This is a genomic window from Actinokineospora bangkokensis, from assembly GCF_001940455.1.
Classification (GTDB): domain Bacteria; phylum Actinomycetota; class Actinomycetes; order Mycobacteriales; family Pseudonocardiaceae; genus Actinokineospora; species Actinokineospora bangkokensis.
On the sequence record NZ_MKQR01000028.1, the window covers coordinates 1 to 20474 of the forward strand.

At 72.1% G+C, this 20474-nt stretch carries 20 protein-coding genes; 13 read left to right on the forward strand and 7 right to left on the reverse strand.

The genetic code is table 11. The features are described 5' to 3' along the window. Positions 1–293: 293 nt before the first annotated feature. A complete protein-coding gene (locus BJP25_RS27135; protein ID WP_075977877.1) occupies positions 294–1181 on the reverse strand; it encodes a WD40 repeat domain-containing protein in 888 nt (295 codons plus the stop codon). A 43-nt stretch (positions 1182–1224) separates the two neighbouring features. After that, positions 1225–2100 (reverse strand): N-acetylmuramoyl-L-alanine amidase, encoded by an 876-nt coding sequence (locus tag BJP25_RS27140; protein ID WP_233158295.1) that lies wholly within the window; start codon positions 2098–2100, stop codon positions 1225–1227. Positions 2101–2226: 126 nt separating this feature from the next. On the opposite strand from BJP25_RS27140, the gene BJP25_RS27145 reads away from it, so the two are divergent. The 8 genes from BJP25_RS27145 (at position 2227) to BJP25_RS27180 (ending at position 10002) form a co-directional block, all read left to right on the forward strand. Further along, on the forward strand, positions 2227–2541 hold the full coding sequence (locus BJP25_RS27145; RefSeq protein WP_075977878.1) for a YbaB/EbfC family nucleoid-associated protein: 315 nt from the start codon (positions 2227–2229) through the stop codon (positions 2539–2541). 7 nt (positions 2542–2548) lie between these two features. After that, positions 2549–3145, forward strand: a complete 597-nt coding sequence (gene recR / locus BJP25_RS27150; protein WP_075977879.1) for a recombination mediator RecR — start codon at positions 2549–2551, stop codon at positions 3143–3145. Between the two features lie 48 nt (positions 3146–3193). Next, positions 3194–3703: a uridine kinase family protein gene (locus BJP25_RS27155; protein WP_075977880.1), complete on the forward strand. Its 510-nt coding sequence runs from the start codon at positions 3194–3196 to the stop codon at positions 3701–3703. Positions 3704–4010: 307 nt separating this feature from the next. Continuing rightward, positions 4011–5015 (forward strand): ABC transporter permease, encoded by a 1005-nt coding sequence (locus BJP25_RS27160; RefSeq protein ID WP_075977881.1) that lies wholly within the window; start codon positions 4011–4013, stop codon positions 5013–5015. A 42-nt stretch (positions 5016–5057) separates the two neighbouring features. Further along, on the forward strand, positions 5058–6806 hold the full coding sequence (locus BJP25_RS27165; protein ID WP_075977882.1) for an ABC transporter substrate-binding protein: 1749 nt from the start codon (positions 5058–5060) through the stop codon (positions 6804–6806). Between the two features lie 102 nt (positions 6807–6908). Then, positions 6909–7922, forward strand: coding sequence for an ABC transporter permease (locus BJP25_RS27170; protein ID WP_075977883.1), 1014 nt, complete (start codon positions 6909–6911; stop codon positions 7920–7922). Next, positions 7919–8941 carry an ABC transporter ATP-binding protein gene (locus BJP25_RS27175; protein ID WP_075977884.1) on the forward strand — a complete coding sequence of 341 codons (1023 nt, stop codon included), beginning with the start codon at positions 7919–7921 and terminating at the stop codon, positions 8939–8941. Before BJP25_RS27170 ends, BJP25_RS27175 begins: the two co-directional genes overlap by 4 nt. Before the next feature lie 74 nt (positions 8942–9015). Beyond that, on the forward strand, positions 9016–10002 hold the full coding sequence (locus BJP25_RS27180; RefSeq protein ID WP_233158342.1) for an ABC transporter ATP-binding protein: 987 nt from the start codon (positions 9016–9018) through the stop codon (positions 10000–10002). Positions 10003–10104: 102 nt separating this feature from the next. On the opposite strand, the gene leuA is transcribed toward BJP25_RS27180, so the two are convergent. Then, positions 10105–11898 (reverse strand): 2-isopropylmalate synthase, encoded by a 1794-nt coding sequence (gene leuA / locus BJP25_RS27185; protein ID WP_075977886.1) that lies wholly within the window; start codon positions 11896–11898, stop codon positions 10105–10107. Between the two features lie 241 nt (positions 11899–12139). On the opposite strand from leuA, the gene BJP25_RS27190 reads away from it, so the two are divergent. Together BJP25_RS27190 and BJP25_RS27195 are read left to right on the forward strand one after the other, a co-directional pair. Beyond that, complete coding sequence (locus tag BJP25_RS27190; protein WP_075977887.1) at positions 12140–12436, forward strand: hypothetical protein; 297 nt, start codon at positions 12140–12142, stop codon at positions 12434–12436. Positions 12437–12534: 98 nt separating this feature from the next. Beyond that, positions 12535–12873 carry a YggT family protein gene (locus tag BJP25_RS27195; RefSeq protein WP_075977888.1) on the forward strand — a complete coding sequence of 113 codons (339 nt, stop codon included), beginning with the start codon at positions 12535–12537 and terminating at the stop codon, positions 12871–12873. 19 nt (positions 12874–12892) lie between these two features. On the opposite strand, the gene BJP25_RS27200 is transcribed toward BJP25_RS27195, so the two are convergent. The 3 genes from BJP25_RS27200 to BJP25_RS27210 all read right to left on the reverse strand — a co-directional run bounded on the left by BJP25_RS27200 (position 12893) and on the right by BJP25_RS27210 (position 16072). After that, complete coding sequence (locus BJP25_RS27200) at positions 12893–14134, reverse strand: hypothetical protein (RefSeq protein WP_084794599.1); 1242 nt, start codon at positions 14132–14134, stop codon at positions 12893–12895. Positions 14135–14256: 122 nt separating this feature from the next. Continuing rightward, positions 14257–14868, reverse strand: a complete 612-nt coding sequence (locus BJP25_RS27205) for a nitroreductase family protein (RefSeq protein WP_075977889.1) — start codon at positions 14866–14868, stop codon at positions 14257–14259. Then, on the reverse strand, positions 14858–16072 hold the full coding sequence (locus tag BJP25_RS27210; RefSeq protein WP_075977890.1) for a glycosyltransferase 87 family protein: 1215 nt from the start codon (positions 16070–16072) through the stop codon (positions 14858–14860). The genes BJP25_RS27205 and BJP25_RS27210 overlap by 11 nt, the downstream gene beginning before the upstream one ends. Positions 16073–16264: 192 nt before the next feature. On the opposite strand from BJP25_RS27210, the gene BJP25_RS27215 reads away from it, so the two are divergent. The 3 genes from BJP25_RS27215 to BJP25_RS27225 all read left to right on the forward strand — a co-directional run bounded on the left by BJP25_RS27215 (position 16265) and on the right by BJP25_RS27225 (position 19792). Then, positions 16265–17530, forward strand: coding sequence for an aspartate kinase (locus tag BJP25_RS27215; protein WP_075977891.1), 1266 nt, complete (start codon positions 16265–16267; stop codon positions 17528–17530). Next, positions 17530–18588, forward strand: a complete 1059-nt coding sequence (locus BJP25_RS27220; RefSeq protein ID WP_075977892.1) for an aspartate-semialdehyde dehydrogenase — start codon at positions 17530–17532, stop codon at positions 18586–18588. The genes BJP25_RS27215 and BJP25_RS27220 overlap by 1 nt, the downstream gene beginning before the upstream one ends. Before the next feature lie 133 nt (positions 18589–18721). After that, a complete protein-coding gene (locus tag BJP25_RS27225) occupies positions 18722–19792 on the forward strand; it encodes an alpha/beta hydrolase (RefSeq protein ID WP_075977893.1) in 1071 nt (356 codons plus the stop codon). A 120-nt stretch (positions 19793–19912) separates the two neighbouring features. Here BJP25_RS27225 and BJP25_RS27230 read toward each other — a convergent pair whose 3' ends face one another. Further along, entirely contained in the window at positions 19913–20398 is a 486-nt protein-coding gene (locus BJP25_RS27230) for a hypothetical protein (RefSeq protein WP_075977894.1), read from the reverse strand. Between the last annotated feature and the right edge of the window lie 76 nt (positions 20399–20474).

A 20474-nucleotide genomic window follows, 5' to 3' on the forward strand; every position in this document is an offset into this window, starting at 1 on the left:
AGCTACACACTCGCGGCCCCCGAGGACAGGCCCCTCACTAGGCCAAGAACCCCCGTCCACACCGAGCCCACTCCACCCGCCCCCACCGCGCCCCAAAAACCCCGGCCACACCGAGCCAAGATCAACTCTGCGCGCCCCACGCGTCACCATCCGCAGCCCCCACCCACCCAAGGGGCTCTGGTCCCTTGCGGCCATTCTACCCGCTGACCAGCGCAAACAAGGCCGCAATGATCTTGCCTGTGGACAACTCCGCCCGAAACGTCCGCTTCAACGTCACCCACACGGGCGGAACTTCACCCCGCCACGGCGCTCACCGCTCCGGACTCCGCCTCTACCCACAGCGCTTCCCCGTCCCGCTCCACCACCAACCGCCGGGAGTCGGGTGTCCACAAGGCACTGTCCACGCCCCCGCCGACGTCCCCGTCCCGCAGGTACCGGCCCGCGCCTGCTTCGTACAGCGCCAGTCCGCTGTCCGAGCCGACCGCGAAGCGCCTGCCGTCCGGGGCCAGGTGCAGGCGGGCCTGGGGGGCGAGGCCGGTGACCAGCACGTCCCACTCCTGGGTGGCGACGTCCCAGCGGGTGACGGAGGTGGTGCCGCCGTCCTGGACGAGGGAGAGGAGGCGTTGGGAGTCGGGGAGCCACTGGATGTCGCGGTGGCCCGCGCCGGGGGGTTCGGGGGTGATGAGGCGGACGTGGTCGTCCTCGGTGACGGGCATGGTGTCGACGAGGAGGAGCTTGCGGGGCAGGCGGATGGCGATGTGCCTGCTGTTGGCGCTGACGGCGGCTTCCTCGACGGAGCCGCCGCGGTCGTAGACGGCCTGCTCCTCGCCGACGAGGACGTTGCGGATGACGAGGGTGTAGAGCAGGCGGTGGCGGCGGTTGGCGCGGTAGACGACGCGGCCGGGGAGGACGCCGACCAGTTCGGTGTCGTGGGTGGGGGAGCCCAGCAGCGGCGCCATCTTGCCGTTGGGGTGCAGCAGGGACAGCTGCGCCGGGCTGCCGTGCTGGACGACGGCGGTGCGCTCCCCGGGCAGGTAGCGGGCGGTGGCGAGCGCGCCGACGGCGGCGCGTTCGCGGGTGCCCTTGGCGTCGACCTCGACCAGCGTGGTCGTGCCGCCGTCGGTGACCGCCTTGAGGAGCCTGCCCCGCTCGTCCACGTCGAGCACCCGCATCCCGGACATGATCGCAAGCCTGTCACACCCCGGGGTCGCGCAGGAACGGCCCTCAGCCCACGAACCGGGCGATCCCCTCGGCGATCGCGGCGGCGTAGCGCTGCCTGCCCGCCGGGCTCGACAGCACCGACGCCTCGGCCGCGTTGCGCATGTTGCCGCACTCGACCAGCACCGCCGGGCGGGTGGACAGGTTGAGCCCGCCGAGGTCCGAGCGCGGGGACAGGCCCTGGGCGCCGATGTAGGTGGAGACGGGGAAGCCGCCCGCCACCAGCGCGTCGCGCACACCCCTGGCGAGGGTCAGCGACGGCTCCCCCTGGGCGGCGTTGAGCGGCGGGGCGGAGTAGGCGACGTGGAAGCCGCGGGCGCCCGCGGAGGTGGAGCCGTCGGCGTGCAGGGACACCACGGCCGCCGCGCCGGAGTCGTTGCCGATCGCGGCGCGGGTGTTGACGCACGGGCCGACGCCGGTGTCGCTGGACCTGGTGAGCACCACCTTGATCCCGCGCTCGGTGAGCAGCGCGCTGACCCGCTGGGCCAGGTCCCAGGTGAAGGCGTGCTCGGCGTAACCGGCGTCGGTGGCGGTCCCGGTGGTGTTGCAGGCCTTGGTCTGGCCGCGCCCCGCGGGCACCTTCTTGTTGATCTCCGAGGGGTGCGCGGCGTTGCCGCCGTTGTGCCCGGGGTCGAGCACGACGACCTTGCCCGGCACCGGTTTCGGGCGGGTCGTGGTCGTGGTCGTCGTGGGCGCGGGTGCCGTCGTGGTGGCCCGCGTGGTGGTCGTCGGCGGGGGCGGCGGGCTCACCGGGGCCTGCGACGCCGTGGTGCTCGCGGCGGTGGTGGGCGCGACCGGGGGTGGCGACGCGACCTCGGTGCCGCACGCGGCCAGCGCGGCGGCGGCGGACAGCGAGCAGACCAGCGCGACTCGTCTCAGCACGGCGCCCAGCGTGCCACGCCGGGTGGGCGCCTAGACTGGACCTCGGGCCCGACCAGCGGGTCGGCCCGCGCACCGACCACAGCCAGGAGAGGGGCCGCGGTGTTTCCCGGAGGCGGCGCACCCGACATGCAGGCGATGCTCTCGCAGATCAGCAAGCTGCAGCAGCAGGCCGAGGACACCCAGCGCGAGATCGAGGAGGCCGAGTTCACCGGCACCTCCGGCGGCGGTGCCGTGGTGGCCACGGTGGCGGGCTCCGGCGAGCTGAAGGCGATCACCATCGACCCCAAGGTCATCGACCCGGAGGAGGCCGAGCTGCTCGGCGACCTGGTGGTGGCCGCGGTGCGCGACGCGTCGGCCCAGGCGGCGAAGCTGGCCGAGGAGAAGCGCGCCCAGCTGACCAGCGGGCTCGGCCTGGGCGGCCTCGGCCTGCCCGGCATGTGAGGGGCCGGTGTACGAGGGCCCGGTCCAGGACCTGATCGACGAGCTGGGCAGGCTGCCCGGGGTGGGCCCCAAGAGCGCCCAGCGGATCGCCTTCCACCTGCTCGCCGCCGAGCCCGCGGACGTGGGCCGGTTGCAGGACGCCCTGCAGAAGGTCAAGGAGGGCGTGGTCTTCTGCGAGGTGTGCGGCAACGTCTCCGAGGAGACCACCTGCCGCATCTGCAAGGACCCCCGCCGCGACATCACCTCGGTGTGCGTGGTGGAGGAGCCCAAGGACGTCCTCGCCATCGAGCGCACCCGCGAGTTCAAGGGCCGCTACCACGTGCTCGGCGGCGCGCTGGACCCGTTGTCGGGCATCGGCCCCGAGCAGCTGCGCATCCGCCAGCTGCTGTCGCGGATCGGCTCGCAGGACGTCACCGAGGTCATCCTCGCCATGGACCCCAACACCGAGGGCGAGGCGACGGCCACCTACCTGGTGCGGATGCTGCGCGACTTCCCCGGGCTCACCGTCACCCGGCTGGCCTCGGGCCTGCCCATGGGCGGTGACCTGGAGTTCGCCGACGAGCTGACCCTCGGCCGCGCGCTGTCGGGCCGCCGCACGGTCTGACCGATAGACCCCGCGCACCTCACCCGCACCCCGCCCGCGCTGGGCGGGGTGCGGGTCGTGGCCGTGGACGGCCCGTCCGGCTCGGGCAAGACGACCTTCGCCGCCGACCTGGTGGCGCGGCTGCGCGCGGGCGGGGCCGAGGTGGCCCTGGTGCCCACGGACGACTTCGCGACTTGGGACGACCCGGTGGCGTGGTGGCCCCGGCTCGTCGACGGCGTCCTGCGCCCGCTCGCGGCGGGAAGGCCTGGCCGCTACCAGCGCACGCAGTGGCGCGGCGGCGAACCCGTGCCGGGCGCCTGGGTGCGCGTGCCGGTGCCGGATCTGCTCGTGGTGGAAGGCGTGTCGGCGGGCAGGCGCTCGATCGCGCCGGTGCTGGGCCACCTGTTCTGGTGCGAGGTGGCCGATCCCGCGGAGCGGTTGGCGCGCGCGGTCGCCCGCGACGGGGGCGAGAGCGACGCCGCGCTGCGCCGGTGGCAGGCGTTCGAGATCGGGTGGTTCGCCGTGGACGGCACCCGTGACCGTGCGTCCACCACCGTCCGGCCCGGCGGCGCCCGCTGACCGGAAAGCGCGGTCCTGCCGTCCGCTGAGCGGACAAATCGCGGCTCTTCGTCGCTCAGCGTCCCTGAACACTTCCGGACAGTCGCATCTGTGGATGGCCGTTGTTCGGATCGTGACCTGCCGTGGTTAAGAGTTCCGCGCCCGAACGGCTATGGTCGGCCACCACACGGCGCGCCCCAGGACGCGGGGCCGCCGCGGGACACGAGGAGTGCGCGATGGCTCACCAGCGATCCGCGCGAGCCGGTCTGCCGACCGCCGCACCAGGCGGGTCGGGACCGCACGCGCTCAGGCACCGGCGGTCCGCGGCATGACCGCACCGCCGGACACCTCGGGCTCCGCCGCCGAGGCGCACCCGGAGGCCGCGCTCGCGGGCATGTCCGACAAGGCCATCCAGGGCCGGTCGCTGGGCCAGATCGCCTGGCTGCGGCTCAAGCGCGACAAGGTCGCCATGGCCGCGGGCGTCTTCGTGGTGCTGCTCATCGCGATGGCCGTCGCGGGCCTGCTGCTCGACCGGGTCTTCGACGTGGTGCACCCCAACACGTTCCACGAGGACCTGATCGACACCGAGTTCGGCACCCTGGAGCCCAAGGGCGCCCTGGGCGGCATGAGCTGGGACCACGTCATGGGCGTGGAGCCCAAGAACGGCCGCGACATCGCCGCCCGGGTGTTCTCCGGGGCGTGGATCTCGCTGCTCATCGCGTTCTTCTCCACCCTGCTCTCGGTGGTCATCGGCACCGTCCTGGGCGTCACCGCCGGGTACTTCGGCGGCTGGGTGGACACCCTGATCAGCCGCGCGATGGACGTGTTCCTGGCGTTCCCGCTGCTGGTGTTCGCCATGGCGCTGGTCGGCGTGGTGCCCGACGAGATGTTCGGGCTCAGCGGCGAGTCGCTGCGCATCGCCATGCTCATCTTCATCATCGGCTTCTTCAACTGGCCCTACGCGGGCCGCATCGTGCGCGGGCAGACGCTGTCGCTGCGCGAGCGCGAGTTCGTCGACGCCGCCCGCAGCCTGGGCGCGCGCTCGCCGCACATCCTCTTCCGGGAGCTGCTGCCGAACCTGGTGGCACCGATCCTGGTGTACGCGACGCTGCTGATCCCGACGAACATCCTGTTCGAGTCGGCGCTGTCGTTCCTCGGCGTCGGCATCAACGCCCCCACCGCGACCTGGGGCGGCATGCTCTCCGAGGCGGCCGCCTACTACACGTCGCCGCACTTCATGCTGTGGCCCGGTCTGGCGATCTTCGTGACCGTGCTCGCGTTCAACCTGTTCGGCGACGGCCTGCGCGACGCGCTCGACCCGCGTGCCCGATAGGTGGCAGTTCAGGTGTCTGGAGAGAAGGGTGCAACAGCAACGATGAACAGGAAGCGTCTGGTCACCGCGGTGGCCACCGGCGCCGCCGCCGTGATGGCGCTGTCCGCCTGCGGCGGCAGCTCCAGCGGCGGTGGCAGCGGCACCGGGGCGGGCTTCAACGCCGCCATGGACTCCGTCCTCAACCCCTCGGACAAGAAGGGGGGGACGATCAAGATCGCCAACGCGGGCACCTGGGACTCGCTGGACCCGGGCGAGACCTACTACGGCTACTCCTGGAACTTCCTGCGCCTCTACGGCCGCTCGCTGGTGATGTTCAAGCCCGCGCCGGGCAAGGCCTCCAACGAGCTGGTCCCCGACCTGGCCGAGAGCCTGGGCACGCCCAGCGACGGCGGCAAGACCTGGACCTACAAGATCCGCAAGGGCGTCAAGTACGAGGACGGCACCGAGGTCAAGGCCAAGGACGTCGCCTACGCGGTGCTGCGCTCGACCGACAAGGAGACCTTCCCCAACGGCCCGGCGTACTTCGAGGGGTTCCTGAACCTGCCCGAGGGCTACAAGGGCCCGTACAAGTCCCCCGGCGTGGACACCAGCTCCGCGATCAGCACCCCGGACGACTACACCATCGTCTTCAAGCTCAAGGCGCCCTTCGGCGGGTTCGACTACTTCGCCCAGCTGCCGCAGACCGTCCCGGTCCCGCAGGCCAAGGACACCGGCGCGAAGTACAAGGAGCACGTGATCTCCACGGGCCCCTACAAGTTCGACAAGAACGAGATCGACAAGCGCTTCAACCTGGTGCGCAACGACCAGTGGGACGCCTCCACCGACCCCAACCGCAAGGCGCTGCCGGACGGCTACGACGTCGAGATGAACGTCAACGCCGACGACATCGACAACCGGCTGGTCAACGGCGACCTGCAGATCGACATCGCGGGCACGGGCGTGCAGCCGGCGTCGCTGAGCCGCATCCTCAACAACAACGACCTCAAGTCCAGCTCGGACAACCCGACGATCGCGCGCCTGTGGTACACCTCGATCAACCCGACGGTGGCGCCGCTGGACAACATCGACTGCCGCAAGGCCATCGAGTACGCCGCGGACCGCACCAGCTACCAGACCGCCTACGGCGGCCCGTTCTCCGGTGGTGACATCGCCACCACGCTGATGCCGCCGCTGATCCCGGGCTACCAGAAGTTCGACCTGTACCCGGCGGGCCCGGACAACAAGGGCGACCAGGCCAAGGCCAAGGAGGCGCTGGCGGCCTGCGGGCAGCCCAACGGCTTCGAGACCAACATCGCCTACCGGGCCGAGCGCCCGAAGGAGAAGGCGACCGCCGAGTCGCTGCAGCAGTCGCTGGCCGCGGTGGGCATCAAGCTGACCCTCAAGCCGTACCCGCAGGGCGACTACTTCTCCCAGTACGCGGGCAACCCGCCGTTCGTCGTGTCGAACAAGCTGGGCCTGGCCATCAACGGCTGGGGCGCGGACTGGAACGACGGCTTCGGCTTCCTGTCGCAGATCGTCGACAGCCGCGTCATCCGGGAGACCGGTGGCTCGTCGAACACCTCCGTGCGCATCCCCGAGGTCGACAAGATGCTCGACGCGGCGATCGCCGAGACCGACACCGGCAAGCGCGAGGCGATGTGGGGTGAGATCGACAAGCGCGTCATGCAGGAGGCGGTCATCCTCCCCGGCGTGTACGCCAAGAGCCTGCTGCTGCGCGGCAAGGGGCTGACGAACGTCTTCGTCTCCGAGGCGTACGGCATGTACGACTACCTCAACCTGGGCACCGCCTGACGCGCGCCCCGAAGACCGAGCCGGAACCCACGATAGGCAGGTGAAGGCAGCAGGCGGTGGTGCGGGGACGACCTCCCCGCACCACCGCCGGTGCCGGCCAGTGTGATCACATACATCATCAGGCGGCTGTTCGCCGCGGTCGTGCTGCTCGTGATCGTCAGCATGATCACGTTCGCGATCTTCTTCGTCGTCCCCAAGCTCGGCGGCGGGACCCCGGAGAGCCTGGCCACCCGCTACGTCGGGCGCGCGGCGACGGCCGAGACGGTGCGGCTGACCGCCGAGCGCCTCGGCTTCTACGACCCGATCCACGTGCAGTACTGGCACTGGATCAAGGGCATCTTCGCGGGCGCCTACTACAGCTACGGCGCGGGCACCGAGTTCTGCCCCGCCCCCTGCCTGGGCTACTCCTTCCGCAGCAACCAGCCGGTGCTGCCGGACCTGCTCGACCGGCTGCCGGTCACCCTCTCGCTCGCCGCGGGCGCCGCCGTGCTGTGGCTGCTCGCGGGCATCTCCATCGGCACGCTCTCCGCGCTGCGCAAGGGGTCCATCTGGGACCGGCTGTCCATGGGCGTCGCGCTCGCGGGCGTCTCGCTGCCGATCTTCTTCACCGGCCTGATCTCGCTGGCCTTCTTCTCCTACCAGCTGGGCTGGTTCGCCCCCGGCGGGTCGTACACCCCGATCACCGAGAACTTCGGCGACTGGTTCTACGCGATGCTGCTGCCCTGGATCACCCTGGCGTTCCAGTTCTCCGCCCAGTACGCCCGCCAGACCCGGGCCGGGATGCTGGACACGATGAACGAGGACTTCATCCGCACGGCGCGGGCCAAGGGCCTGGTGGAGCGCAAGGTCGTGGTCAAGCACGGCCTGCGCGGCGCGCTCACCCCGATCGTGACGATCTTCGGCCTGGACATCGGCCTGCTGCTCGGCGGCGCGGTGCTGACCGAGTCGGCGTTCTCGCTCAAGGGGCTCGGCCAGTACGCCATCGACGCGATCAAGAACTACGACCTGCCCAAGGTGATGGGGGTGACGATCCTGGCGGCGCTGTTCATCGTGATCGCGAACCTGGTCGTCGACCTCCTCTACGCCGTCGTCGACCCGAGGGTGCGCGCCGCATGAGTTCCCCGTTCCTGGAAGTGAAGAACCTGCGGGTGCACTTCCCCACCGACGACGGCGTGGTCAAGTCCGTCGACGACCTGTCCTTCAGCGTCGAGCGCGGCAAGACCCTGGGCATCGTCGGGGAATCCGGCTCCGGCAAGAGCGTCACCAGCCTGTCGGTGATGGGCCTGCACAAGCAGGGCAGCGCCGACATCAGCGGGCAGATCCTGCTCGACGGGCAGGACCTGGTCGGCATGGACCCCGACGCGGTGCGGCGGCTGCGCGGCAAGCGGATGGCGATGATCTTCCAGGACCCGCTGTCGGCGATGCACCCCTTCTACACCGTGGGCGCGCAGATCGTCGAGGCGTACCGGATCCACAACCGGGTCAGCAAGTCGGTGGCCCGCAAGCACGCCATCGACATGCTGGAGCGGGTCGGCATCCCGAACCCGCGGTCGCGGGTGGACGACTACCCGCACCAGTTCTCCGGTGGCATGCGGCAGCGCGCGATGATCGCCATGGCGCTGTCGTGCGACCCGGAGCTGCTCATCGCCGACGAGCCCACCACCGCCCTCGACGTCACCGTGCAGGCGCAGATCCTCGACCTCATCCGCGACCTGCAGCGCGAGTTCGACTCCGCCGTCGTGATCATCACCCACGACCTCGGCGTGGTCGCCGAGCTGGCCGACGACATCATGGTGATGTACGCGGGCCGGGCGGTGGAGCGGGCCACCGCCGAGGAGATCTTCAACGCCCCCCAGCACCCCTACACCTGGGGCCTGCTCGGCTCGATGCCGCGGCTGGACCGCGAGCGCAGCGAGCGCCTGCAGCCGATCCCGGGCTCGCCGCCCAGCCTGATCAACGTGCCCGCGGGCTGCCCGTTCAACCCGCGCTGCGCCTACGACTCCCTCAACGGCGACCTGTCCACCACCGAGCGCCCGCAGTTCCGCGACGTCGGCGGCGGGCACCACATCGCCTGCCACCTGACGGCCGACGAGCGCACCCGCATCTGGGACACCGAGATCAGGCCGAAGCTGTGAACGAGGACGCCGTGACCACCGAAGCCGCCACCACCGGCACCGCCGACGACCTGCTGGTCGCCGAGGACCTGCAGATGCACTTCCCGATCCGCCGCGGCCTGCTGCGCCGCAAGGTCGGCGCGGTGCAGGCCGTCGACGGCCTGACCTTCTCGGTCAAGCGCGGGGAGACCCTGTCGCTGGTCGGGGAGTCCGGCTGCGGCAAGACCACCACCGGCAGGCTGCTCACCCGGCTGCTGGAGCCCACCGGCGGGCGGGTCGTGCTCGACGGCCGCGACATCTCGCACCTGTCGCCGTCGCGGATGCGCCCGCTGCGCCGCGACATCCAGATGATCTTCCAGGACCCGTACTCCAGCCTCAACCCCCGGCACACCGTCGGCACCATCGTCGGCGCGCCCTACCGCCTGCAGGGCGTCACCCCGCCCGGGGGCACCAAGAAGGCCGTGCAGGAGCTGCTGGAGCTCGTCGGCCTCAACCCCGAGCACTACAACCGCTACCCGCACGAGTTCTCCGGCGGCCAGCGCCAGCGCATCGGCATCGCCCGCACCCTGGCCCTGCGCCCCAAGCTCATCGTCGCCGACGAACCCGTCTCCGCCCTCGACGTCTCCATCCAGGCCCAGGTCGTCAACCTGCTGGAGGACCTGCAGGACGAGTTCGACCTGACCTACGTCATGATCGCCCACGACCTCTCGGTCGTCCGGCACGTCTCCGACCGGGTCGCGGTCATGTACCTGGGGCAGATCATGGAGATCGCCGACCGCACCTCGCTCTACGAGCGGCCCATGCACCCGTACACGGTGGCCCTGCTGTCGGCGGTCCCCATCCCGGACACCGCCCGCAAGGACAACCGCGAGCGCATCCGCCTGCAGGGCGACGTGCCGTCCCCGATCAACCCGCCGTCGGGCTGCCGGTTCCACACCCGGTGCTGGAAGGCGCAGGAGATCTGCGCGGTGGAGCAGCCGCCGCTGGCGGAGCTGGCCCCGGGGCACCGGGCGGCGTGCCACTTCCCGGAGAACGTCGACCGGCTGACGGTCGACCCGACGGGTGCCGCCGTGGAGGCCTGAGCTGCTTCGTGGGGTGGTCGCCTTCCCCCCACGACGTCAACCACCCACGAGCCGAGCCCCGGGCAGCGCCTGCTGTCCGGGGCTCGGCTCGTGCGGGAGGGGTTACTTGAAGGCGCGGTTGACGGCGGAGACGACGGCGCGCAGCGAGGCGGCGACGATGGAGTTGTCGACGGCGACGCCGTAGAGCACCTTGCCGCCGATGGCGCACTCGACGTAGGCGGCGGCGCGGGCGTCGTCACCGGCGGTGAGGGCGTGCTCGGAGTAGTCCAGGACGCGCACGTCGTAGCCGACGGAGGCCAGGGCGTCGACGAAGGCGGCGATCGGGCCGTTGCCGTGGCCGTCGACGTCGTGGGTGTCGCCCTCGACGTCGACGGTGGCGTGGATCTCGTGGGTGCCGTCCTCGTTGCCGGAGACGCGGTGGCGGCGCAGGCGCAGCGGGGAGACCCGGTCGAGGTACTCGGTGGCGAAGACGTCCCACATCTCCTTGGGGCTGACCTCGCCGCCCTCGGAGTCGGTGACGGCCTGCACGACCTGGGAGAACTCGATCTGCAGGCGGCGCGGCAGCTTGAGCTGGTGCTCGGTCTTCATCACGTAGGCCACCCCGCCCTTGCCGGACTGGGAGTTGACCCGGATGACCGCCTCGTAGGAGCGGCCCACGTCCTTGGGGTCGATGGGCAGGTACGGGACCTCCCACGGGTGGTCGTCGACCGGGTGGCCCGCGGCCTCGGCGTCGGCGCGCAGCGCGTCGAAGCCCTTGTTGATCGCGTCCTGGTGGCTGCCGGAGAACGCGGTGAACACCAGGTCGCCGCCCCACGGGTGGCGCTCGCCCACCGGCAGCTGGTTGCAGTACTCCACCGTGCGGCGGATCTCGTCGATGTCGGAGAAGTCGACCTGCGGGTCGATGCCCTGGCTGAACAGGTTCATGCCCAGGGTGACCAGGTCGACGTTGCCGGTGCGCTCGCCGTTGCCGAACAGGCAGCCCTCGATGCGGTCGGCGCCCGCCAGGTAGCCCAGCTCGGCGGCGGCGACGCCGGTGCCCCGGTCGTTGTGCGGGTGCAGGCTCAGGATCAGCGCGTCCCGGTTGTCCAGGTTGCGGTGCATCCACTCGATCGAGTCGGCGTACACGTTCGGGGTGGCCATCTCCACCGTGGCGGGCAGGTTCACCACCATCGGGCGATCCTTGGTGGGCTGCCACACCCCGGCCACGGCGTTGCACACCTCGGCGGCGTAGGACAGCTCGGTGCCGGTGTAGGACTCCGGGCTGTACTCGAAGCGGAAGTCGGTGTCCGGGTACTTCTCGGCGAACGACAGCACGCACTCCGCGCCGTCGGTGGCGATCTTCTTGATGCCCGCGCGGTCGGCGCGGAAGACCACCTTGCGCTGCAGGATCGAGGTGGAGTTGTAGAGGTGCACGATGGCGCTGTGCGCGCCCTCCAGCGCCTGGTAGGTGCGCTCGATCAGCTCCGGCCTGGCCTGGGTCAGCACCTGGATGCGCACGTCCTCGGGCACCGCGCCCTCGGTGATGATCTCGCGCACGAAGTCGAAGTCGGTCTGCGAGGCGGCCGGGAAGCCCACCTCGATCTCCTTGTAGCCCATGCGCACCAGCAGGTCGAACATCCGGCGCTTGCGGGCGGGCGACATCGGGTCGATCAGCGCCTGGTTGCCGTCGCGCAGGTCCACCGCGCACCACAGCGGGGCGCGCTCGATGCGCTTGGTGGGCCAGGTGCGGTCGGGTACGTCGACCTTCTCCACCAGTTCGTGGAAGGGGCGGTACCGGTGCACCGGCATGGCGCTGCCCAGCTGCGGGTTCCACCGGGGCTGGTCCTGCGGGGCCGGGCGGGCCGGGGTGCGCAGGCGGCTGGGCGCGTTGGCGCTGGGCGTCTCGGGGGTGCTCATGTCTGCGGGGTCTCCTGCTAGTGCGTCGTCATCGACCGGCGGCCACGCCGACCTCCGCGACGGGGAGCCGGTCTGTGTCAGACCCCGTCGCGGCGGAGAAGCAGGAGGAGAGCACGCGCCACGGCACCCACACTAGCCGGCATCGGCGGCGGGGCGTCAACCGGGACTCCCACATCGTGGACGCACGCGTTGCGCCGTTCGGCCGAGTTAGGGACCGGGTGGTCCGAGGAACCTCACCGACATGGCTACTCTGCGACGGCACGGCACCAGCACTCGGGGGAGCGCCGCCCGGATCGTGTCCGGGATCGGAGCGCTCTTCGCCATCATCGAGGTGGTCTACATCCTCCTCGTGGTCCTCGGCGCGAACATGGCGAACGCGTTCTCCCGCTTCGTCGCCTCGATCGCCGAACCCCTGGCCCTGTTCTTCCCGGGCCTGTTCCCGATCGCGGACTACAACCTGGCGGTGATCGTCACCTACGGCCTGGCCGCGGTCTTCTGGCTGGTCGTGGCGGGCATCATCGCCCGGCTGATCCGCTAGGGCCGGGTGACCCCGGTCCGCCGAGCACCACCCTGTCCCCCCGGGCGGCGTGACCCACCCGCCCACCCACGACGGCCCCGGCGTGCGAAACTGCGCCCATGGCCGATGAGAACACCGGGCGGGAGACCCGCCGCCGGAGCCCCACCCAGGTGCGGGCCAGGGCGGCGGGTCTCGTCGCGTCCGCGGTCGGGTGGGTCGGCAGGCTGATCGCCCTGGTCCTCGTCGTGCACGTCGTCCTGGTGATGGGCAACGCGAACCCGGACAACCCGATCGCGGGCTTCGTCCGGTCGCTGGCCGAGCCGCTGGCGCTGGCGTTCAAGACGCTGTTCACCCCCGAGGACGCCAAGCTCGGGCTGCTCGTCAACTACGGGCTCGCCGCGGTGTTCTGGCTCGTGGTGGCCTCGGTCGCCACCCGGCTCATCCGCCGCCTGGGCTGACGGCGCCGGGGCACCCGACCTAGATCGCGTAGCCCCACAGCACGAGCGAGTACGCGCCGAACCAGGACGAGACCACGGCCACGCACGCGCAGGTCACCAGCACCGTCGAGGTCCTGCGCTTGGCCAACCCGATCGCCACGGGCACCAGCAGGGTGAACGCCGGGATCATCAACCGGATCTTCGACGCCATGGTCCCGTTCGACGCGAAGGTCATGACCAGCACGACAGCGCCGTGGACGACCAGCGGCCACGCCACCCGGGCGCGCGCGGCGACCACCACCAGCACGAGCGAGCCCAGCAGCACCAGCAGCTCGACGAAGTCCAGGATGGACCGCCCGTCGCTGAGCCGGTCCACCACCCAGCCCGCCGTGGCCACGCCCCAGTCGAAGCGCGAGTCCCACCCGCGCTCCTGCAACGCGAACCACCCGTTCAGCTCACCGGTGCGGTAGGCCACGAACCCCAGGTAGCCCAGCAGCCCCAGCGGCGCGAGCAACCCGCCCACCCACGGCCGCCAACTGTCCTTGCGCGACACCACCGCCACCACCGCGGCGAGCCCGATGGCGGCCACCAGCGCCGCACCCGTGGTGCGGACGAGCCCGGCGCACGCGCACAGCAGCCCCGCGTAGACCCACTGCCTGCGCAGCAGGAACACCAGCGCCCAGGCGGCGAAGGCGCAGAACAGCGCCTCCGAGTACACCATCGTCAGCGCGATCCCCATGGGCGAGGCGGCGAACAGCGCCACCAGCACGAGCCCGACCCGCCGCGACCCGCCCCGGACCAGCTCACCCATCGCGGCGAGGGCGTAGGCGCAGGCCACACCGGACAGCACGCTGACGGTGATGCCCGCGGTGGTGCTGGACATCCCGGTGGTGGTGCTCAGCAGCCCGACCAGCTTGGGGTAACCGGGGAAGAACGCCAGCGGCGTCGTCGCGTCCCGGTGCCCGAACGAGTCGACCAAGTAGGTCGGCACGCCGCTGTAGCCGCCCTCCGCGATGGCCCGGAACCACCAGCCGTCCCAGGAGCGCAGCGCGTCGACCAGCGACGTGCCGCGCACGGACGTCAGCCAGGACAGGGCCAGCACGGCGAGGCCCTGGATCGATGAGTAGATGACCGCTGGCGCCAAGGCCCCCACTGCTCGGCGCCAGCGCGGGCGCGCGGTACCCCCCGGCGCCCCGCTCTCCTCGACCCCGCCCTCCTCGCCCCCGCCCGCGTCGTCGGCCTGCTCGTCGGTGGCCATCCCGGTCACGTCGGTGGCGGACACGCCATCCCCCTGTCGTCGGCCTGCTCGCGGGGGTGACGGTAGCGGGTTGGCCGGACGGCGTACCACGTCCGGGAAAGACGAATCCGTGAACAGTTTTGAGCAGTATGACCAAATTTCCCAGGTCAGCCGCCCGCGGTGAACGGCGTTCCCCACCGGCCGGTGAAGGCGGTGCCCGCCAGCGGTTGCCGCTCGCGCGGGGCGGTCTCGCGGGCCCGTCGGTCCTCGGGCAGCAGGTCCGGTGATCCCAGGACGCCCAGGGCGATGGCCACCAGCGGCCGCACCGACGCGGGCAGGGCGAACCGCTCGGCGACCCCGGCGGCGTCGAAGCCCGCCATCTGGTGCGCCACCAACCCCTCGGCCACCGCTTGCAGCACCAGGTTCTCCGTCGCCAGACCCAGCCCGTACTCGGCGTAGGGCACCTCGCCCTTGGCGTTGACCGTCTCCGCGCAGCCGACCAGCAGCGCGCCCGCGTTCCCCGCCCACGCCCGGTTGCCCCGGTTGAGCAGGGCGAGGATCCCGTCGAAGGTGTCCGTCCCGCGCGGACCCACGAGGTAGCGGGCGGGTTGGGTGTTGCCGTAGGAGGGCGCCCAGCGCGCGGCGTCGAGCACCCGCGCCAGCGCCTCGCGCGGCACCTCGCCCGCCGGGTCCAGCGCCCGCGGCGACCAGCGCTCGCGGATCAGCGGGTGCAGGTCCCGCGCCGGGCCCCGCTCGTCGGACGGCTCGTCAGATCGCATAGCCCCATGCTGTCAGGGCGTAGGCGCCGAACCAGGACCCGACGAGGGTGAACCCGGCGAGCACCAGCAGCGCGGTGGACGCCCGGCGCCGGGCGAGGGCGAGCGCCACCGGGACGAGCAGGGTGAACGCGGGCACCAGCAGCCGGGCCTTCGACGCCATCATCCCGTTCGCGCCCACGTCCATCACCAGCACCGCCACCCCGTACACCAGCAGCGGCCACTCCAGCCCGGACCGGACCGCGACGCCCACCAGCACCAGGGCCAGCACCACGACCGCGACGGTGCCGACCTCCATCACCGACCGCCCGTCGGCCAACCGGTCCGCGGCGAAGGCGACCGTGGCCCGCCCCCAGTCGAAGTGCGAGTCCCACCCGCGCTCCTGCAGGTCGAACCACCCCGTCAGCGACCCGGTGCGGGTGGCCACCCACCCCAGGTAGCCGAGCAGGCCCAGCGGCGCGAGCACCCCGCCCAGCCACGGCCGCCACCCGTCCCGGCGGGCCAGCACCGCCACCAGCGCGGCCAGCCCCACCGCCAGCACCAGCGCGGCGCCGGTCGTGCGCACCAGGCCCGCCACCGCGCACAGCAGCCCGGCAGGCACCCACCGCCGCTCCAGGGTGAACACCAGCGACCAGGCGGCCAGCGCGCAGAACAGCGCCTCGGAGTAGGTCATCGACAGCGACACGGCCATCGGCGACCCGGCGAACAGCGCCACCAGCACCAGCCCGGCCCGCCGCGACCCGCCGCGCACCCGCTCGCCCAAGCGCGCCAGGGCGTACGCGCAGGCCACACCGGACACCACGCTCACCGCCAGCGCCGACGCCACCGCCGGGAGCCCCGCCGCGGTGAACAGCCCCACCACCGCCGGGTAGCCGGGGAAGAACGCCAGCGCCGTCTCGGCGTTGTGCCTGCCGTAGGCGTCGACGAGGTTCGCGGGCACGCCGCCGTACCCGCCGCGGGCGATCGCCAGGAACCACTCGCCGTCCCAGGAGCGCAGGGCGTCGGACACCCGGGAGCCCTCGCGGTCGGCCAACCACGCCAGGAACAGCAGCCCGACCTGCCGCACCCCCAGGTACACCACCGCGGGCAGGACCAGGTGGGACACCCGCGACCACACCGGCGACCGCGGCGGCGCCACCGGGTCGGGCGGGGTCGGCGGGCCGGGGTCGCTGTCGGCCGCGGAACTGGTCACGTCGGTCGCGGACAACCCCCCCGCCCCTCCCCTCCGGTCGCTGCTCGGCGCGCGTCGACCCCCCAGGGTAGTGGGCGGCCATCCGGCGCAGTGGTGACCACCACTGGGGCACGGGCAACCGGCCTCCGCGCAGGTAGGCTCACCCGGGACATGCGGCGCCGGCCTGTCCTGGCCGCGGCCGCACGCGGCAGGAGGAGGTTGCACGCAGTGGCGCTCGTCGTCCAGAAGTACGGCGGATCCTCGCTGGAGAACGCCGACCGGATCAAACGGGTGGCCGAGCGGATCGTCGCGACCAGGAAAGCGGGCAACGACGTCGTCGTGGTGTGCTCGGCGATGGGCGACACCACCGACGAGCTGCTGGACCTGGCCAAGCAGGTCAACCCCGTGCCGCCCGAGCGCGAGATGGACATGCTGCTGACCGCGGGGGAGCGCATCTCCAACTCGCTGGTGGCCATGGCGATCAGCGCGCTGGGCGCCGAGGCCCGGTCCTTCTCCGGCTCGCAGGCCGGGGTCATCACCACCTCCCGGCACGGCAAGGCGCGGATCATCGACGTCACCCCCGGCCGGGTGCGCGCCGCGCTCGACGAGGGCTTCATCGTGCTGGTGGCCGGGTTCCAGGGCGTCAGCCAGGACACCAAGGACATCACCACCCTGGGCCGCGGCGGGTCGGACACCACCGCGGTCGCGCTCGCCGCCGCCCTCGACGCCGACGTGTGCGAGATCTACACCGACGTCGACGGGGTCTACTCCGCCGACCCGCGGATCGTGCCCGACGCCAAGCGCCTCGAACAGGTCACCTACGAGGAGATGCTGGAGATGGCCGCCAGCGGGGCCAAGGTGCTCATGCTGCGCTGCGTCGAGTACGCCCGCCGCTACGGCGTGCCGATCCATGTCCGTTCGTCTTACAGCGACAAGCCCGGGACCACGGTGTCCGGGGCGATGGAGGACCTGCCCGTGGAACAGGCGATGATCACCGGCGTCGCGCACGACCGGTCCGAGGCGAAGGTGACCGTGGTCGGCGTGCCCGACACCGCCGGGGTGGCCGCCCGGATCTTCCGCACGGTGGCCGACAGCGAGATCGACATCGACATGGTGCTGCAGAACGTGTCCAGCACCGTGTCCGGCAAGACCGACATCACCTTCACCCTGTCCAAGAGCAACGGCCCCAGCGCGGTCGAGGCGCTGGAGAAGGTGCGCGAGGAGCTCGGCTTCACCCAGGTCCTCTACGACGACCACGTCGGCAAGGTCTCCCTGGTGGGCGCGGGCATGCGCTCGCACCCGGGCGTCACCGCCACCTTCTGCGAGGCGCTGGCCAAGGCCGGGGTGAACATCGAGATCATCAACACCTCCGAGATCCGGATCTCGGTGCTCATCCGCGACACCCAGCTCGACGAGGCGGTGCGGGCGATCCACGCCGCGTTCGACCTCGGCGGCGAGGAAGCGGCCGTCGTCTACGCCGGGAGTGGTCGCTGATGGCGCCGGTGCTGGCCCTCGTCGGCGCCACCGGCGCCGTGGGCACCGTGATGGTGGACATCATGAACTCGCGGCCGCACTGGCCGTGGGGCGAGGTGCGGCTGATCGCCTCCCCGCGCTCGGCGGGCAAGAAGATCACCGTGCGCGGGCAGGAGCTGACCGTGCGGGCGCTCGCGCCGGAGGTCTTCGACGGCGTCGACATCGCCATGTTCGACGTGCCGGACGCGGTGTCGGCCGAGTGGGCGCCCATCGCGGCCGCGCGCGGTGCGGTGGCCGTGGACAACTCCGGCGCGTTCCGGATGGACCCGGACGTGCCGCTGGTGGTGCCGGAGGTCAACGCGGACAAGGTCGACGACCGCCCGCGGGGGATCATCTCCAACCCCAACTGCACGACCCTGTCGATGATGGCCGCCCTCGGCGCGCTGCACCCCACCTTCGGGCTGCGGGAGCTGGTCGTGGCCTCCTACCAGGCCGCCTCCGGCGCGGGCCAGGACGGCATCGACCGGTTGCAGGCCGAGGCCGCCGCCGTGGCGGGCAAGGGCGTCGGCGACCGCGCGGGCGACGTCCGCGAGGCCATCGCCGCCGCGGGCCTGCCCGCCGACTCGCCGTTCCCGGCGCCGCTGGCGTTCAACGTGGTGCCGTGGGCGGGCTCGGCCAAGGAGGACGGCTGGGCCAGCGAGGAGCTCAAGGTCCGCAACGAGTCCCGCAAGATCCTGGGCATCCCGGACCTCAAGGTCAGCGCCACCTGCGTGCGCGTGCCGGTGGTGACCACGCACTCGCTGGCCGTGCACGCCACCTTCGCCGAGCCGGTGACCGTGGCCCAGGCGCACGAGCTGTTCGAGGCGGCGCCGACCCTGGTGCTGCGCGACGACCCGGCCAACGGCGTGTTCCCCACCCCCGCCGACGTCGTCGGCGCCGACCCGACCTACGTCGGCCGGGTGCGCCAGGCGCTGGACTTCCCGAACACGCTGGACTTCTTCGTGTGCGGGGACAACCTGCGCAAGGGCGCGGCGCTGAACACCTACGAGATCGCCGAGGTGCTGGCGGCCCGCGCCTGAGCGCCCGAGCACCCGGGCCGAGCGCCCACCGGGGCCCGCGACCGCACGGTCGCGGGCCCCGCGCGTTCCCACCCTCGCCCCGGCGGTTACCAGCGAGTAGCCTCAGCGGGGGCAAGGCGACCGAGGAGGCTCGATGTCCAAGCTGGTGAACCGCGTCCCGGTGCGGGTGCAGGCGATGACCCTCAAGGCGGCGTTCGCGCTGCCGCAGCCGCTGCGGCGGGCCATCGCGGGCAAGCCGATCCGCATCGACGGGCAGGAGCTCGCCCTCGACGCGCAGCTGCTGCTCACCCTGCAGCGGCTGTCCGGGCAGTCGCTCGTGGTGGGTGACCCGGTGGCCTCCCGCAGGGCGCTCGCCGCGTCCAAGGACCTCGTCTCCGGCGTGCCGATCGAGCCGGTCAGCGTGCGGGGGCTCGACCTCGACGGGGTGCCCGCCCGCTTCTACACCCCCGGCGGCGTCGACGACCACGCCCCGCTGCTGGTCTTCTACCACGGCGGCGGCTGGGTGATCGGTGACCTGGACTCCCACGACAACGCCTGCCGCTACCTGGCGCTCGGCGCCCAGGTGAAGGTGCTGGCCGTGGACTACCGGCTGGCCCCCGAGCACCCGTTCCCGGCGGCGGTCGAGGACTCGGTGGCGGCCTTCCGCTGGGCCGTGGCGCACGCCGACGAGCTCGGCGTCGACCCCGCTCGCGTCGCGGTGGGCGGGGACAGCGCGGGCGGCAACCTCTCCGCCGTCGTCGCCCACCAGCAGGTGCTCGCGGGCGGACCGGTGCCCGCCTTCCAGCTGCTGTTCTACCCGGGCACCGACGGCACGACCAAGCGCCGGTCCCGCGAGCTGTTCGCCGACGGGTTCTTCCTCACCGGCGAGCACATGGACTTCTTCATCGACCACTACTTCCCCGCGGTCGACCAGCGCCACGACCCCCGGTTCTCGGTGCTGCTCGCCCAGGACCTCACCGGCATGCCGCCCGCCTACGTCGCCACCGCCGGGTTCGACCCGCTGCGCGACGAGGGCGAGGCGTTCGCGGACGCGCTCGCCGCGGCCGGGGTGCCGGTCGTCAAGAGCAGGCAGGCCGACCTGATCCACGGCTACATCAATTTCACCGGGATCGGCACGCGATTCCGGGAAGCCCTCTCGGAGGCGGCTGGCGCATTGCGCACGGGCCTCGCGATCAATTCCGCGAAACAGCGCTCGGGCGCGTAGTCGCTTTTCCCGGCGGAAATCGAGGAGCGTCGACCCGGCCCGCTGGGCACTGCGGGTCGGGTCGACGCCGTCGACGTCACCGCGCCGCGGGTGGGAGGCCCCGGGAGCGGTCGGGCGGGGTCAGCCGCCCAGGCCGCCCACGGCGGGCAGGCCACCGGTGGCCGAGCCGAGGTCCACCGGCAGCGGCACCGGGATGACCCCGAACAGGCCGCTGAGCAGACCGGTCAGCGTGGCGATCAGGCCGGGCACCAGGCCGGTGATGACCCCGACGCCGGGCAGCGGCGGCAGGGTGGGCAGGCCGGGCAGGGGCAGCGCGCGCTGGATCTCCGCGGCCTGCGCGTCGGCCTTGGCGACCTCGCCGCTGCGGCTGCGCACCGAGCCCAGCACGGTCCGGATCCCGTCGACCGCGGCGGACACGCCCGCGGTGTCGCCCGTCTTCGCCGCTGTGTAGAGCGAGGCCGTCAGCTGGTTGAGCCGGTCGCCGCGGGCCTGGTCGGACACCGGGGCGGGGGAGGCGGTGGTCGCCTCCGCGATCCCGGCACCGCCGAGTGCCAGCGCGGAACCCGCCACCACGGCGGCGACGAAACGGGTGAGCTTGGTGTTCATCCGGAAGTCTCCTTGCTCTTGCGGGGGGAATGCCAACGGTGCAGTTGGTACCCCCACTGTCGGCAGCGGTATCGCG